At 74.9% G+C, this 14692-nt stretch carries 14 protein-coding genes; 6 read left to right on the top strand and 8 right to left on the bottom strand.

Annotated elements, in window-relative coordinates; all coding sequences use genetic code 11:
- Positions 1 to 138 precede the first annotated feature (138 nt).
- The gene (locus PSD17_RS18405) at positions 139 to 960 is read left to right on the top strand and encodes a sigma-70 family RNA polymerase sigma factor (RefSeq protein WP_339123756.1); all 822 of its coding nucleotides are present in this window, start codon (positions 139 to 141) and stop codon (positions 958 to 960) included.
- Between the two features lie 12 nt (positions 961 to 972).
- Here PSD17_RS18405 and PSD17_RS18400 read toward each other — a convergent pair whose 3' ends face one another.
- Entirely contained in the window at positions 973 to 1302 is a 330-nt protein-coding gene (locus tag PSD17_RS18400) for a hypothetical protein (protein WP_339123754.1), read from the bottom strand.
- 127 nt (positions 1303 to 1429) lie between these two features.
- Here PSD17_RS18400 and PSD17_RS18395 point away from each other — a divergent pair, with 127 nt between their 5' ends.
- Both PSD17_RS18395 and PSD17_RS18390 read left to right on the top strand, forming a co-directional pair.
- A complete protein-coding gene (locus PSD17_RS18395; protein WP_339123752.1) occupies positions 1430 to 3235 on the top strand; it encodes a thiamine pyrophosphate-requiring protein in 1806 nt (601 codons plus the stop codon).
- 170 nt (positions 3236 to 3405) lie between these two features.
- Complete coding sequence (locus tag PSD17_RS18390; protein WP_339123750.1) at positions 3406 to 4248, top strand: protein-L-isoaspartate O-methyltransferase family protein; 843 nt, start codon at positions 3406 to 3408, stop codon at positions 4246 to 4248.
- A 96-nt stretch (positions 4249 to 4344) separates the two neighbouring features.
- On the opposite strand, the gene PSD17_RS18385 is transcribed toward PSD17_RS18390, so the two are convergent.
- From PSD17_RS18385 to PSD17_RS18375, 3 genes are all read right to left on the bottom strand, one after another.
- Positions 4345 to 4707, bottom strand: a complete 363-nt coding sequence (locus PSD17_RS18385) for a hypothetical protein (RefSeq protein WP_013674557.1) — start codon at positions 4705 to 4707, stop codon at positions 4345 to 4347.
- Between the two features lie 66 nt (positions 4708 to 4773).
- Positions 4774 to 5568 carry an SDR family NAD(P)-dependent oxidoreductase gene (locus tag PSD17_RS18380; RefSeq protein WP_339123747.1) on the bottom strand — a complete coding sequence of 265 codons (795 nt, stop codon included), beginning with the start codon at positions 5566 to 5568 and terminating at the stop codon, positions 4774 to 4776.
- Between the two features lie 111 nt (positions 5569 to 5679).
- Complete coding sequence (locus PSD17_RS18375; RefSeq protein ID WP_339123745.1) at positions 5680 to 6666, bottom strand: aldo/keto reductase; 987 nt, start codon at positions 6664 to 6666, stop codon at positions 5680 to 5682.
- A 100-nt stretch (positions 6667 to 6766) separates the two neighbouring features.
- On the opposite strand from PSD17_RS18375, the gene PSD17_RS18370 reads away from it, so the two are divergent.
- Positions 6767 to 7624, top strand: coding sequence for a helix-turn-helix transcriptional regulator (locus PSD17_RS18370; protein WP_339123744.1), 858 nt, complete (start codon positions 6767 to 6769; stop codon positions 7622 to 7624).
- A 47-nt stretch (positions 7625 to 7671) separates the two neighbouring features.
- Here the strand turns inward: PSD17_RS18370 and PSD17_RS18365 are convergent, their stop codons facing one another.
- Positions 7672 to 8280: a hypothetical protein gene (locus PSD17_RS18365; protein ID WP_339123742.1), complete on the bottom strand. Its 609-nt coding sequence runs from the start codon at positions 8278 to 8280 to the stop codon at positions 7672 to 7674.
- 218 nt (positions 8281 to 8498) lie between these two features.
- On the opposite strand from PSD17_RS18365, the gene PSD17_RS18360 reads away from it, so the two are divergent.
- Complete coding sequence (locus tag PSD17_RS18360) at positions 8499 to 10259, top strand: sensor histidine kinase (protein ID WP_013674562.1); 1761 nt, start codon at positions 8499 to 8501, stop codon at positions 10257 to 10259.
- A 39-nt stretch (positions 10260 to 10298) separates the two neighbouring features.
- Here PSD17_RS18360 and PSD17_RS18355 read toward each other — a convergent pair whose 3' ends face one another.
- The 3 genes from PSD17_RS18355 to PSD17_RS18345 form a co-directional block, all read right to left on the bottom strand.
- Entirely contained in the window at positions 10299 to 10502 is a 204-nt protein-coding gene (locus PSD17_RS18355) for a DUF7489 domain-containing protein (protein WP_339123740.1), read from the bottom strand.
- A gap of 423 nt (positions 10503 to 10925) precedes the next feature.
- Positions 10926 to 11900, bottom strand: coding sequence for an Acg family FMN-binding oxidoreductase (locus tag PSD17_RS18350; RefSeq protein ID WP_103380267.1), 975 nt, complete (start codon positions 11898 to 11900; stop codon positions 10926 to 10928).
- Positions 11901 to 12050: 150 nt separating this feature from the next.
- Positions 12051 to 12479 carry a CBS domain-containing protein gene (locus PSD17_RS18345; RefSeq protein ID WP_132975411.1) on the bottom strand — a complete coding sequence of 143 codons (429 nt, stop codon included), beginning with the start codon at positions 12477 to 12479 and terminating at the stop codon, positions 12051 to 12053.
- Between the two features lie 297 nt (positions 12480 to 12776).
- On the opposite strand from PSD17_RS18345, the gene PSD17_RS18340 reads away from it, so the two are divergent.
- A complete protein-coding gene (locus PSD17_RS18340) occupies positions 12777 to 14621 on the top strand; it encodes an FAD-dependent oxidoreductase (RefSeq protein ID WP_339123738.1) in 1845 nt (614 codons plus the stop codon).
- The last annotated feature ends 71 nt before the right edge of the window (positions 14622 to 14692 follow it).

The following is a 14692-nucleotide window of genomic DNA, read 5'->3' as shown; positions in this document are numbered from 1 at the left end:
GGACCCCCGGATCGGGTGTCCCTGCGCCGCAGGCGCTGCGGTGATCGCGGTGCCGGGGTAGCGTCGGGTCCCGGTCGCAACCGGCCGCGGAGGTGCAACCGGTCGCCTCTCCGCTGCTGTGCGACGCGGAGGTGCGCAGTGCCCGGTTGTTCGGTTCTCCCGCTCGTCACGGCTGCGCGGGCGGCGCCGGAGGCACCCGACACCCCGTTCGCGGCCGAGGAGGCGCAGCTGCGGAGGCTGTCGACGCTGCCGCGCGACGATCCCGAGCACGACGCGCTGCGCACCGAGCTGATCCTCGCGTTCCTGCCCGTCGCCGAGCGGCTCGTCGGCCGGTACGCCACCTCGCGGCCCTGGTCGCGCGACGACATCGCGCAGGCGGCGTCGGAGGCGGTCGTGCGGGCCGTCGACCACTGGGATCCGGACCGGGCGCGTGGTGACGTCCTCGGCTACCTCGTGCCGTGCGTGCGCGGGGCGATCCTGCGCTGGTTCCGCGACCAGTCGTGGAGCCTGCGGGTGCCGCGGCGGGTCAAGGACCTGTCGGTGGCGATCCGGCAGGCCGTCGGGCCGCTGAGCCAGGAGCTCGGTCGGGCGCCGCGACCCTCGGAGCTCGCCCGCAGGCTCGACGTCGACGTCGACGAGATCGTCGAGGCCCTCTACGCCGAGGACAACCACCAGGCCGCGACGCTCGACGCCCCCGCGGGCGACGACGACTCGTCGCCGGGCGAGCGGATCGGTGATGTCGACCCGCGGCTGGGGCGCGTCGAGGACGTCGAGACGCTGCGTCCCCTGCTGGCCGGGTTGTCCGAGCGCGAGCGGCGCATCGTGGTCCTGCGCTTCTTCTGCGGCCGCACGCAGTCGCAGATCGGCGAGGAGATCGGGGTGTCGCAGATGCACGTGTCGCGGCTGCTCGCCGGCACGCTCGCGAAGCTCCGCGCCGGGATGCTCGACGAGCGGGCCTGAACGGCCGGGGGCTCAGTCCGGGATGCGGGTCATCGCGAGGATGGACCGGTACTCGTCGAACCGGGCCAGTGCCTGCGTGATCTGCTCGGCCGGGGCCCCGTCCCTGGCGACCGCGACCTCGTAGCGCTGCCGCCACTCGCGGGCCGGTCCGGCATCGGTGCGGCACCACGCCAGGTAGTGCTCGACGACGCGGCGGTGCCGGCGCCGAATCTGCTCGTCGGTCTCCCGGGAGGCGAGCCAGACGATGAACGGAACGAGCGTCGCGGCGGTGTCCACGGTGTCCCCAGGGGTCGCCCGGTCGCCCACGGCGCCGGGATGGCCGCGCACGTACCCGGGGCCCACGGCGGGCAAACCCGTGTCGCCCGGCGACGGTTGGCACCCCGCCACCGGGGTAGTCGACGGGAGCGACGGCGGGTCGGTCCCGCCGTGACACCGAATGCGGACACCTATGCGGATGACGAGGTGACAGGTGACGGACACCGTCGGCGACGTACTGCTCGCGCGACTGCGCGACTGGGGAGTGGAACAGGTCTTCGCCTACCCGGGCGACGGCATCAACGGGCTCGTGACGGCCTTCGGCCGGGCCGACGACGATCCGTCGTTCGTCCAGGTCCGGCACGAGGAGATGGCGGCCTTCGCGGCCGTCGGACAGGCCAAGTTCTCCGGGGGCGTCGGGGTGTGCGCGGCGACGTCGGGACCCGGTGCGATCCACCTGCTCAACGGCCTCTACGACGCCAAGCTCGATCACGTCCCCGTCGTCGCGATCGTCGGGCAGACCGAGCGCACCGCCATGGGCAGCTCGTTCCAGCAGGAGGTCGACCTCCACACGCTGTTCGCGGACGTCGCGAGCGCCTACCTCGTCGAGGTGAACGTCCCCGAGCAGCTGCCCAACGCGGTCGACCGGGCGTTCCGCACCGCGCTGACCCGCCGCGCCCCGACCGCGATCATCGTGCCCGCCGACGTGCAGGAAGCCGCCTACAGCCCGCCCGCGCACGAGTTCAAGCACGTGCCCTCCGGCGGCACGACGGTCCTGCGCGCGCCCACCGTCGTCCCGCCCGACGACGAGCTCGACCGCGCCGCCGAGGTGCTGAACACCGGCTCGAAGGTCGCGATCCTCGTCGGCCAGGGCGCCCGCGGCGCGGTCGCCGAGGTCACCTCCGTCGCGGAGGTCCTGGGTGCCGGGGTGGCGAAGGCGTTGCTGGGCAAGGACGTCCTGCCCGACGACCTGCCCTGGGTCACCGGTTCCATCGGCCTGCTGGGCACCCGGCCGAGCTACGAGCTGATGCGCGACTGCGACACCCTGCTGATGGTCGGCACGAGCTTCCCGTACTCCCAGTTCCTGCCGGCGTTCAAGGACGGGAAACCGCAGGCCAGGGCCGTGCAGATCGACCTCGACGGTGGCGTCGTCGGGATGCGGTACCCGACCGAGGTGACGCTGGTCGGCGACGCCGCGACGACGCTGCGCGCGCTGCTGCCGCGGCTGTCGGGGCCGACGGACCGGGCGTGGCGCGAGACCGTCGAGTCGAACGTCGCGCGCTGGTGGGAGACGCTCGACGCCCAGGCGATGGTCGACGCGAAGCCGGTCAACCCGATGCGCATCGTGCGGGAGCTCTCGCAGCGGCTGCCGGCGGACGCGATCGTCGCGGCCGACTCGGGCTCGGTCGCCAACTGGTACGCGCGGCTGCTGAAGGTCCACGGCGACGTCCGCTGCTCGCTCTCGGGCACGCTCGCGACCATGGGCGCCGCGGTGCCCTACGCGATCGGCGCGAAGTTCGCCCACCCCGACCGGCCGGCGATCGCGCTGGTCGGCGACGGCGCGATGCAGATGAACAACCTCGCCGAGCTGCTGACGATCGCCCGCTACGCCCACCGCTGGAGCGACCCGCGCCTCGTCGTCTGCGTGCTGCACAACAACGACCTCACCCAGGTCAGCTGGGAGCTGCGGGCCATGGGCGGGGCGCCGCGGTTCGACGAGTCGCAGGCGCTGCCCGACATCTCCTACGCCGACTTCGCCACCGCCGCGGGCCTGCACGCCGTGACGGTCGACGACCCCGACCGGCTCGGTGCCGCGTGGGACGCCGCGCTGGCCGCGGACCGGCCGACGGTGATCGACGTGCACTGCGATCCGGACGTGCCGCCGATCCCGCCGCACGCCACGCCCGAGCAGGCGATCTCGGTGCTGCAGGCCGTCCTCAAGGGCGACCCGGACGCGCGTCACCTCGTCGCCCAGGGGGTGCGGACGAAGCTGCGGGAGTTCCTGCCGCACAACGGCTGAGCCGGCAAGCGTAGGCCCGCGCCGGGCGGGTACGCCGCGCTCGGTCACGGGGGTTCAGCAGCGTGCTCCCGTGACCCTCCCCGGCGCGACGCGCGGCTCCTCGCGGATCGCGCGAGGGCATGGAGGCGGCGGCCGCGGGTAGGAACCCGGCCCGAGGGAAGGAGCGCGCCGTGAGCGAGGAGCCGGGGGAGCGAGCCGCGAGGGAGCTGCTGGCGGAGTTCGGAACCCGGCTGGACCCGGCGTACGTCTGCGACGAGGTGCGCCGGGCCGCCCGTGAGCTGGAGGGGCAGACCCGCCCGGGCGGCGCGACCGAGCTGATCCACCGGTTGGCCCGCACCCGCATCCTGAGCCGGCTCGACCAGGTGCCCGGGGCCGACGACGCCGCGCCCGGCCCGGGTGACGCCGCCGCAGTGTGCCGGGCCCGGATGGTCGAACGGCTGCGCGACGCCGGGATCCGGGACGAGCGCGTGCTCGCCGCGATGGGCGCGGTGCCGCGCGAGCGGTTCGTCCGCCCTGAGCTGGCGGCCGAGGCGTACGACGACACCCCGCTCGACATCGGCCACGACCAGACGATCTCGGCGCCGTGGGCCGTCGCCTTCGGCATCGCCTCGCTCGGCCTGCCGCAGCGCGCCCGGGTCCTGGAGGTCGGGACCGGCTCGGGCTACGGCGCCGCGGTGCTCGCCCGGTGCGCCGCCGAGGTCGTGACCGTCGAGCGCGACCCCGAGCTCGCCGCCGCCGCGCGGGACCTGTTGGCGCGGCTGGCCCCGGACGTCGAGGTCAGGACCGGCGACGGCGTGCACGCCGGCGTCGACCGCGCGCCCTACGACGGGATCCTCGTGACCGCGATGGCGTCCGGGCGGCTGCCCCGCCCGCTGGTGCGCCAGCTCGCCCCCGGCGGCACGCTCGTGTGCCCGGTCGGGACGAACCGGGTGGGCACGCTGGTGCGGTGGCGGGACGGCGCCGTCGAGGAGCTCGCCCCGGTGACCTTCGTGCCGTTGGTCACCGGGGACTGAGCGTCGTCAGGCGCGCGTCGTCGCGCCCGCCGGGGTGACCGGCGGGCGCGGGCTCGGGCGCGAGGGCCCGCCGGGGGTGTCGTCGCGGGGCGCTCCTCAGGCCGTGACCACCCCCGTGATCTTCGAGACGGTCTCGGGGTCGGCCCGGAACTGGTCGAGCACCTGCCGAATCCGCTGCATCCCCTCGTCACCCGGCGGGTAGGGCCGGTACTCCACCAGCGTCTGCGCCCACTTCTCGGGATCGGAGACGTCGGCGCCGCGCAGCGCCGAGGCGAGATCCTGCGACGAGGCCCCGTTGACCGACGTCCGTGCGTTCTCGCTCGACGCGGCGACGTCCGCGCCCGGGTGGTCGCTGCCGGCGCGCGAGCCGCCCGCGCAGCCGGCGAGCACGCCCGTCGTCAGTGCCGCGGCAAGTGCCGCGGCCGCGACCGTGCGGACGGGCCTGCTGCTCGTTCCCATGTGACCTCCTCGTTGCTGCGGTGGAGGCCGCGTACCCCGAACGGACCGGTTCAGTGCACCCGACGATCAGGCGGGGTCGTCGTGCGGGCGGACACCGCCGTAGGTCTGCCACGTCGGGGAGATGAGCCAGCCCGCGTCGACGGGGATCGTCACGCCCGTGATCGCCGACGACTCCGGGCCCGCCAGGAAGACGACGGTGTTCGCGACCTCGGCCGGCTCGATCATCCGGCCCATCGCGGTCGCGTTCGTGATCGCCGTCGCGTCCCGTTCGCCGGTCTCGAGGAGGCGCTTCACCAGCGGTGTCAACGTGTAGCCGGGGGCCACGCCGTTGACCCTCACCCCGGCGCGGCCCCACTCGCCCGCGAGGTTCTCCGTCATCCGCACGACCGCGGCCTTGCCGATGCCGTAGGAGTGCAGCGGGGTGGAGCGCAGGCCCGTGATCGACGAGATCGTGACCACAGAACCCTTGCGCCGCTTGACCATCGGCGCGCCGAAGGCGACGGCCGCCGACCAGGTGCCGCGCACGTCGACGCGCATGACCTCGTCCCACGTCTCGGTCGCGAGCTCCTCGGCCGGCACGGGCAGGTGCGTGATCCCGGCGGCGGTGACGACGATCGAGACCGGCCCGACCTCCTCCTCGACGCGGGCGGCCGCCGCCCGCACCTCGCCGTCCTGGGTGACGTCGAGCGTCACCGCGACGTGGTTCGTGCCCGCGAGGCGGCCCACCGCCTCCTTCGCCCCGGCCTCGTCGATGTCGGTCACGACGACGCGGGCGCCGCGTTGCGCGAGCAGCTCCGCACACGCGAAACCGATGCCGCTCGCGCCACCGGTCACGACCGCGATCTCACCGTCGAGCGTCACGTTTCTCCTCCAGTTGAGTCGACCGACCAGTCGGTAGAACCGATGCTGGCAGGTGGCGGTCGGCCGGGCAAACCCCCGGGCGCGTGCCCGGCGCGGTCGTGCGGGCGGGCGTCAGTTCCCGACGCCGAGCGCCGACATGAACGCGCTCGGGTAGCGGTCGCCGCGGGCCGACCCGGCGGGGACGACGGCCTCGATCGTGGCGAGGTCGTCGGCGGTGAGCACGAGGCCGGCGGCCGGCAGCGCCTCGGCCAGCCGCTCACGGGTGCGAGCACCGACCAGTGGCACCACGTCGGGGCCCTGCGCCGCGACCCACGCGATCGCGAGCTGCGCGACGGTGCAGCCCCTGGCGTCGGCGACCCGGCGCAGCGCGTCGACCAGACCGAGGTTGTGCTGCAGGTTCGCCCCGGAGAAGCGCGGCCCGTGGGCGCGGGAGTCCCCCGGTCCGGCGCCCGTGAAGTGGCCGGAGAGCAGGCCACGGGTGAGCACGCCGTACGCGGTGAGGCCGATGCCCAGTTCGCGCAGGGTCGGCAGCACCTCGGCCTCGACGGCGCGGGAGAGCAGCGAGTACTCGATCTGCAGGTCGGAGACGGGGTGCACGGCGTGCGCCCGGCGGATCGTCGCGGTGCCGACCTCCGAGAGCCCGAGGTGGCGGACGTGGCCCGCCTCGATCATCTCCTTGATCGCGCCGACGGTGTCCTCGATCGGGACCGCGGGGTCGAGCCGGGCCGGGCGGTAGATGTCGACGTGGTCGACGCCGAGCCGGGTCAGCGAGTAGGCGAGGAAGTTCTTCACCGCGGCGGGACGGCAGTCCTGCGTCAACGGCGGCAGCCCCGGGCCGCCCATCCCGCCGAACTTCACCGACAGCACGTAGTCGTCGCGACGCCGGCCACGCAGGGCCTCGCCGAGGAGCATCTCGTTGTGCCCCATGCCGTAGAAGTCGCCGGTGTCGATCAGTGTGACGCCCGTGTCGAGTGCTGCGTGCACCGTCGCGACGGACTCGGTGCGATCGGCCGGGCCGTACGCCCCGGACATGCTCATGGCGCCGAGGCCGATGGCGGAGACGACGGGGCCGGTGCGGCCGAGGGTTCGTGTCTGCATGCGGCCACCCTGCGCCCGTGACCGGCCGCGTGACAGCGAGCGTCGATCGTGGGAGCGCCGCTCCCTGGCCAGGCCGCGGGTACGCGCGGAGGATGAGGGCATGCAGCGCGCCCAGCTCGCCGACTTCCTGCGCCGTCGTCGCGAGGCGATCCGCCCGGTCGAGGTCGGCATCGCCGCGGGGCAGCGGCGGCGCGCCCGCGGCCTGCGCCGCGAGGAGGTGGCGATGCTCGCGGGGATGTCGGTCGACTACGTCGTCCGGCTCGAGCAGGGCCGCAGCAGCAGGCCGTCACCGCAGCTGCTCGGTGCGCTCGCCCGGGCCCTGCGGCTCTCCGACGACGAGCGCGCGCACCTGTTCCACCTGGCCGGTCAGCCACCGCCGCCCGCGGACGGCACGGCCCGCCTCGCCCGCGCGGGCCTCGTCCGCATGCTCGACCTGCTGGTGGACACCCCGGCCATGGTGATCTCCGACCTGGGCGAGGTGCTCGCCCAGAACCGGGCCTCGCTGCTGCTGGCCGGGGACCTCACGCGCTTCACCGGCGACGAGCGCTACCTCATCGTGCGCTGGTTCACCGACGCCGCGATCCGCGAGGGCCATGCGCCCGACGAGCGCGACCACCAGTCCCGGGCGCTGGTCGCCGACCTGCGGGCGGTCGCCGGGCGCCGGTCGGGCGATCCCGTGGTCGAGGGCCTCGTCGAGCGGCTGCGCGCGGCCAGCGCCGACTTCCGCGCGCTGTGGGACGACCACGAGGTCGCCGTGCGTCGGATGGACCGCAAGACCCTGCAGCACCCGCGCGTCGGCAGCATGCGGATGGACTGCGAGACCCTGCTGACCCCCGACCTGGGCCAGGAGCTGGTGGTCCTCACCCCGGCCGACGCCGAGACCCGTGAGCGGTGGGAGCTGCTGCGGGTGCTCGGCGTCGAGGAGTTCGCGGTGGGCACGGACGCCCCCGCCCGCTGACCCGGCTCGGGCGCGGGCGGGGTGTCGCACCGCGCGGCGACCTCGGATCAGCGCGTCCAGGCGTGGTCGCGGACGAACGGCAGCCGCGCCCACTGCTCGGCCAGCCCCCAGAACCGGCCGGCGTTCGTGGCGGCGACGGCGATCAGCGCCAGTGCGTAGATCACGTGGTAGTCGACGATCGGGTTCGACGAGCCGCTCGGCGTGCCGTCGGCGGCGACCTGCGCGAGCGGGAACTCGGCCAGCCACATCAGCGCCAGCACGACGGTGCCGGCCACGGCCGCGGGGCGCAGCGCCACCCCGAGCAGCAGCGCGAGCCCGATGCCCGCCATCGAGAGCATGAACAGCCAGTCGGCCCACCAGGTCCCGGCCCACGAGTGGAACATCGTCTGCAGCGGGCCGACGTCGACCGAGCCGAGGAACCCCTTCGTCGGCGAGCCCTCGTGGATCCAGGCCCTGGCCCCGCCGGTGGCGTAGCCGAGGCCGAACGTCTTGTCCAGGAACGCCCACAGGAACACCAGGCCGAGCCCGATCCGCAACGCCGTGAGGGCGATCGCGCCCTGCGGGCGGCCGGTGCCGGCCGCGGGCGTGGTGGGGTGGCCCGTGCGTGCGGCCGGGACGGTCGGCTCCGCTCCGCGGTAGCCGTGGCTGACGGTCATCGTGACCCTCTCCTCGATCTCGGGTTGCCCGTCGAGCATGGGCCGCGGCGGCCGGATCGGGCTGCGTCGCAACGACCCGAGCCGTCCGCGGCCGAGGTCACACGCGGGTCGGGACCAACGACCCGGCCCTCGTCGCCGGAGGTCCCGGTACCGTCGGCGGCGCCGCGGCCGGCAGGGGAGCGCGGCGGGGCACCCGCGCGGAACCGGAGGCTAGGCCCGTGGACGACTCGTCCGACGACGCCCATACGGGCCCCACCGAGCCGGCGCTGACGTTTCCCGACCTGCCGCGGCTGGAGCTCGACCAGCTGCTGCGCCAGCTCGTCGACCGGGCGGGCGAGGTCATGGCCGCGCAGGGGCGGCTGCGCGGGCTGCTCAGGGCGAACCAGTCGATCGTCGTCGACCTCGCGCTGCCCGGTGTACTGCGCCGGATCGTCGAGGCCGCCCGCGACCTGCTCGACGCGCGCTACGCCGCGCTCGGCGTCCTCGCTGCCGACGGGGTCGGGCTGGCCGAGTTCGTCCACACCGGAATGGACGACGTGACGGTCGAGCGCATCGGGGACCTGCCGGTGGGCCGCGGGCTGCTCGGCGCCGTGATCGACGAGGGCAAGCCGATCCGCCTGCGCCACATCACCGGCGACCCGCGGTCGTCCGGCTTCCCGCCGGGGCACCCGGAGATGGAGAGCTTCCTCGGGGTGCCGATCCGCATCCGCGAGGAGGTCTTCGGCAATCTCTACCTCGCCGAGAGCGCCCACGGCGAGTTCACCGCCGAGGACGAGGAGCTGCTGACGGCGCTGGCCGCGACAGCGGCCGTCGCGATCGACAACGCCCGGCTCTTCCACGCGACGACCGTCCGGGGCGAGTGGATGGCCGCGACGGCGGCGGTCACCCGGCAGATGCTCGGCGCGTCCGGGGAGCGCCCGCTGCGGCTCATCGTCGAGCGGAGCCGCCAGCTCGCCGACGCCGACCTCGCGATCCTCGTGCGGCCCGACGACAGCGAGCCGGGCATGCTGCGCGTCGACATCGCAGACGCCCGGCCGGGTCTCGAGGACGCCGTGCAGCGGGTGCGGTCGATGCGGTTCCCGCTGGAGGGGTCGGTGTCGGGCGCGGTGCTCACCTCGTCGTCGGCGCTGCGGCTGACGTCGCCCGACGAGGGCCCGGGCGCGACCCCGGTGCTGGGCCGGGGTCTCCTCGCCGCCGGGCCGATGCTCGTGGTGCCGCTGGTGGGGATGTCGACGACCGACGGCGTGCTGACCGTCGTGCGGCTGGAGGGGGAGCCGGAGTTCCGGGAGGCGGACCTGGAGCTGGTCGCGGGCTTCGCGAACCAGGCCGCCGTCGCCCTGGAGCTCGCCGAGGCGCGGGCCGAGCGGGAGCGGCTGCGGGTGGCCGAGGAGCGCGAGCGGATCGCCGCCGACCTGCACGACCACGTCATCCAGCGGCTGTTCGGCGCCGGGCTGTCGCTGCAGAGCGTCGCGGGCCGGGTCGAGGACCCCGAGCAGGCCGAGCGGCTGCGCGGTGTCGTCGGCGACCTCGACGAGACCATCGCCCAGATCCGCACGACGATCTTCGCCCTGCAGCAGCCCGAGCACGCGGGCGGCGTGCGCGCGATGATCCTTCAGGTCGTCGACGAGGCGACCGAGGTCCTCGGGTTCGGCCCGGCGCTGCGGTTCACCGGGCCCGCCGACACGCTCGCGAGCGACGAGGACCTCGCCGACGACATGACCGCCGTGCTCCGCGAGGCGCTGGCCAACGTCGCCAAGCACGCCGCGGCGAAGCACTGCGACGTGGACGTCGTCGTGGACGCGGCGACGGCCACCGTCGAGATCGTGGTGGCCGACGACGGCCGCGGCCCGGGCGTGGGTGGGCGGCGCAGCGGACTCGCGAACCTGCGGCGTCGCGCCGAACGCCGCGGCGGCTCGTTCGCGCTCGCACCCGGCGAGTCCGGGGGCAGCAGGCTGAGCTGGTCGGTGCCGCTGCCCTGATGCGACGGCCGTGAGGCGACCGCCGGTCGTCCTGCGGCGTCAGGCGCGGCGCGGCTCGCCGCCGGCCTCCTTGACCAGACGGTCGCCCACCTGCAGGTCCTTCCACAGGGAGCGACCCACGCGGACACGGGTCGTCGTCCCGTCCGCCAGGCGCACCTCGAGGCGCCGGTAGAGGTTCGAGCCGTCGAGCAGCGCTCGGCCCTTCCGTACGACCGTTCCACTCCAGGCGTCCTGCCCAGCCATGTTCTCCCCCTCGAACCGCCGGTCCGTCCGTACCCGCAGCTTACGGGCCCGGCTGATCGCCGCCGCCGGATCGCGGGCACCCAACCCGGCCGACGCCCTCGCCCAGGTGAGGTTCCTCGACCGACACGGCTTCAGCGGGCCGGACGCGGTGCTCGCCGCGATCGCCGTCGCCGAACTGGGACCCGACCACGGGTTCGAGGTCGGACTCACCGCGCTCGTCCGCGGGCCGGCTCCGGGCCCGCCGCAGGGGGCAGGCGATCCGGTCCCTCCGCGGACGCCGACGACCGGGCCGCGACGAGCGGCGGTCGATGACCCCGGGCGAGGCAGCGCGGCGCGGACGACGACCTGCCGCCCGAACCTGCCGCCCGAACCCGCGGGTCGGGCCGATCCGCCCCGGCTGCCCCGGATGCCGGGCGGCGACGCTCAGAACAGCACGGCGGACAGCGAGCGGCGCGGCGTCTCGGGGACCGGACCGCCGTGCGCCGGGGGGCGTCCGATGCGCAGCAGCAGCTGCGGATGGCCTGTCGTCCCCGCCGTGTACTGCACGCGGCTGCGCGTCGAGGACAGCTCGAGCGCCTGGCTGAGCGGGCACGACGCGTACCCGGCCGCGGCGGCCGCGAGCAGGACCGCGCTCACCGCCTCGCCCGCCCTCAGCCGGTCGATCCGGTCGTCGCCTGGCGTCGTGACGACGAACAGCGTTCCCGCGTCCGGGCCGAACGACGCCCGCTGCGGCAGGGTGCCGCTCGGGAACCGGTTGCGATGGGGGCTGCCGGTGCCGGGCCCGTCCGCCGGGATCGACGTGCGCGGCACACCGTCACGGGCCCCTGCGTAGCGGTGCGTCCACACCACGAGCTCGCCCACGTAGCCGGGGCGGTGCGGCTGGTCGAGCGCGGCGTCGTCGATCGCCCGCAGGATCCGCTCCCTGGCCGGTCCCTCGACCGCGACGATGTCCGCACCGAGCGCCCGCGCCCGCCGGGTGAGCACGCCGACCAGCGTCGGCGACGCACCTGCGTCGTAGGGGCGCCGGTCGCAGCGGCGGCGGTCGATCTGGGCGTAGAGGCTCGCGTCGGCGGAGGGGGCGTGCCCGTCGACGACGTGGACCGTCGCGAGGTGGTCGCGTCGCTCCGGATCGGGCAGCCGCGTCGTCGCCGTGTTCGCGCCGACGCCGGCGAGCGCGACCCGGAGGTGGTGCAGCGCGGCGCCGCAGCTGACGAGCATGTCCCGCCCGTCGGGGTCGGTCGCGATGAGCCGGCGGCCCGGGTCGGCGTGCAGCTCGACCCGCCCGGGGGCGACGTGCCAGCGCCATGGCTGGGTGTTGTGGATCGACGGGGCGCGGACGGCCCGGCGGACGGCCTCCTCGAGGGTGCTGATGTCGATTCCGTGGCCGGCGCGGGTCATCGCGAGCTCCCTTCCCCAGGCGTCGAGCCTGGTCGTGTCCGGTGGTCGGCGGCAAGGGCCCGACGGGTGGCGGTCGCGGGACGTCCGGCGGCCCGCGAGGGGGCGAAGGTCCCGCCGGTCCGGCCGAGCCGCCCGGGTGCCGGCACGTGGTCAGCGCCGGCCGAGGACGGCGGAGATCACGTCGGTGGCGGTCACGATTCCGACGAGCTCGGTACGGTCCTCGACGAGCACCGCGTCGCAGCCGGTGTCGTGCATCGCGCGCGCGGCGGCCGAGAGCCGGTCGTCGGGCCGGAGCACGACCGCGGTGCGCGCGACGTCGTGGACCCGCAGCGGGGCGATGCCGAGCGGGCCGCGCGCGGCGACGATCCCGCGCAGCAGTTCGACCTCGGTGACGACGCGCGCATGGTCGATGCCCTCGACGACGGGCAGGTGTCGGACGTTGCGGGTGACCATGAGCTGCAACGCGATCCGCAGCGACGCGTCGGGGACGATGCAGACGACGTGCGGGGACATCACCGTCCGCAGGGTCGGGTCGTCGTCGGCGGCCTCGGGGCGGGCGGCGTGCTGCGGCGCGGTCATGGGTGACCTCCACGGGTCGGGGGCGACGGGGTCGCCGCGGTCGCGGCCGGAGCGCCGCCCCCCGATGGTCGGTGCCGGGCCGATGCCCGCGTACCGGCCGGGGGCCACCACCGCGCCGGGCCGAAGGACCCGCTCCCCGGGACCCGACGGCACCCGACGGCTCCGGCTCGACGGCTCCGGCTCGACGGCTCCGGCTCGACGGGACCGCCGACGGAACCCGGCGCGGGACCGGCGGGGCCCCACCCGAGCCGCTCACGGCGTTGACGTCGCGCCGCGAATAGGTTTTTCTATGAAACCATGAGTGTCGACGCAGCCACGGGCCCCGCCGGGATTCTCGTCGAGGCCGAGGAGTTCGACGATCTCGGCGGCTGGGCGGTGGACTCGCAGTTCGAGCTGCAGATGGGGTCGCCCTACCTGCTGGCGCACGGGCTCGGCAGACCCGTCGCGGACGCGTCGACGACCGTCGCCGTTCCCGAGGCCGGGACCTACCGGGTGTGGGTGCGGGCCAAGGACTGGGTGCCCGCGCACCACCCCGGCCGGTTCACCCTCGCGGTCGGCGGCACCGTCCTCGACACCGTCCTCGGCGCGAACGGCCGGGACTGGTCGTGGCAGGACGCGGGGACGGTCGACCTCGCCGCGGGCCCGGTGCGGCTCGTCCTGCACGACCTCACGGGTTTCGACGGCCGCTGCGACGCGATCTACCTCGCCCCGGTCGGGGGCCAGGGGGACGTGGCCCCGCCCGAGGGGGCCGACGAGACCGCCCGCGCCTGGCGGCGGAGGCTGCGCGGTCTGCCCGAGGAGCCGGTCGAGGCCGGCGAGTTCGACCTGGTCGTCGTCGGCGGCGGGGTCACGGGCGCGGCCGCGACCGTGTCGGCGGCCCGGCTGGGACTGCGTGTGGCGTTGCTGCACGACCGCCCCCACCTGGGCGGGAACGCGAGCGTCGAGGTGGGGCTGAACCCGCGCGGCGAGCGCGGCCCGGTGATCGACGAGCTGTCCGCGCGCACCCCCGGCGGCGACCTGCACGCCCTGCGCGTGATCGAGGCCGAGCCGACGGCGTCGGTGTTCCTGCAGCACACCGTCTACGCGGTCGCCTCCGACGGCGACCCCGCCACCCCGCGGATCGTCTCCGTCGACGCCCGCGACGCCCGCACCGGTACCGAGCGCCGCTTCCGGGCGCCGCTGTTCGTCGACTGCACCGGGACCGCGGCGCTGGGCCTGCACGTCGGCGCGCGGACGCGCTTCGGCCGCGAGTCGGTGGCGGAGTTCGGTGAGGGCCTTGCCCCCGAACGGGCCGACGACGTGCACCACGGCAACACGGTCTTCTTCCGCACCCGGATGGCCGACGGGCCCGTCGAGTTCCCGGACGTGCCGTGGGCCGTGGAGGTCGCCAAGGACTTCGCCGACCTCAACGGGCAGCTGCGCGAGCCCGGCGTCGAGAACGGAGAGGGTCCCGTCGCGCGGCGCCCGGGGGAGGTGCCGGACCCGACGATCCGGCGCCGGATGCTGTTCCCCGCCACCCACTTCTGGGAGTACGGCCAGTACCTCGACCCGTACACCGAGGGCGAGCACATCCGCGACCACCTGCTGCGCGCCGTCTACGGCACGTTCTCCAACGTGAAGACCGTGGAGCCGGCCACGTACGCCGCCCTCGAGCTGGAGTGGGTGGCGTTCGTGGCGGCGCGGGGGGAGTACCGGCGCTACGTCGGCGACCACACGCTGACCGAGGACGACATCCGCTCCCACGTCGACTTCCCCGACGCCGTCGTGCAGAACTCCGGCGCGTTCTGCCTGCACTACCCGCGCGACGAGAAGTACGACTTCCGGCTCAAGGACTGGAAGTGGGACGAGCGCGACGAGCGGCCCTACGACGTCCCGTTCCGCTGCCTGTACTCGGTGAACGTGCCGAACCTGATGATGGCGGGCAAGCACATCAGCGTCACCCACGTCGCCGGGTCGAACACCAAGTTCATGGGCAACGGCGGGCAGCACGCGATGGCGACCGCCGCCGCGGCGTTCCTGTGCCGGAAGTACGGGACCACCCCGCGCGGGATCCACGACGCGCACCTCGACGAGCTCAAGGCGCTGACGAACGACGTCGTCAACGCGAAGCTGCCGCCGGCGAGCACGCAGGAACAGAGCTGATCCACATCGAACCCATAGGGAACGCACAGGTCGGCGGTCGAGTCTGGGGTCCTGTGACCCGCCTGCACGCC

The sequence above is a fragment of the Pseudonocardia sp. D17 genome (assembly GCF_036984265.1).
Taxonomy (GTDB): Bacteria; Actinomycetota; Actinomycetes; order Mycobacteriales; family Pseudonocardiaceae; genus Pseudonocardia; species Pseudonocardia benzenivorans.
This window is presented reverse-complemented; position numbering and strand designations above follow the sequence as displayed.

Excerpts from the sequence above, each read along its gene's own strand:
- PSD17_RS18350 (WP_103380267.1), bottom strand. The coding sequence starts at position 11,900 with ATGACCCGCGCCGGCCACGGAATCGACATCAGCACCCTCGAGGAGGCC.
- PSD17_RS18345 (WP_132975411.1), bottom strand. The coding sequence starts at position 12,479 with ATGACCGCGCCGCAGCACGCCGCCCGCCCCGAGGCCGCCGACGACGAC.
- PSD17_RS18370 (WP_339123744.1), top strand. The coding sequence starts at position 6,767 with ATGCAGCGCGCCCAGCTCGCCGACTTCCTGCGCCGTCGTCGCGAGGCG.
- PSD17_RS18375 (WP_339123745.1), bottom strand. The coding sequence starts at position 6,666 with ATGCAGACACGAACCCTCGGCCGCACCGGCCCCGTCGTCTCCGCCATC.
- PSD17_RS18365 (WP_339123742.1), bottom strand. The coding sequence starts at position 8,280 with ATGACCGTCAGCCACGGCTACCGCGGAGCGGAGCCGACCGTCCCGGCC.
- PSD17_RS18340 (WP_339123738.1), top strand. The coding sequence starts at position 12,777 with ATGAGTGTCGACGCAGCCACGGGCCCCGCCGGGATTCTCGTCGAGGCC.
- PSD17_RS18385 (WP_013674557.1), bottom strand. The coding sequence starts at position 4,707 with ATGGGAACGAGCAGCAGGCCCGTCCGCACGGTCGCGGCCGCGGCACTT.
- PSD17_RS18355 (WP_339123740.1), bottom strand. The coding sequence starts at position 10,502 with ATGGCTGGGCAGGACGCCTGGAGTGGAACGGTCGTACGGAAGGGCCGA.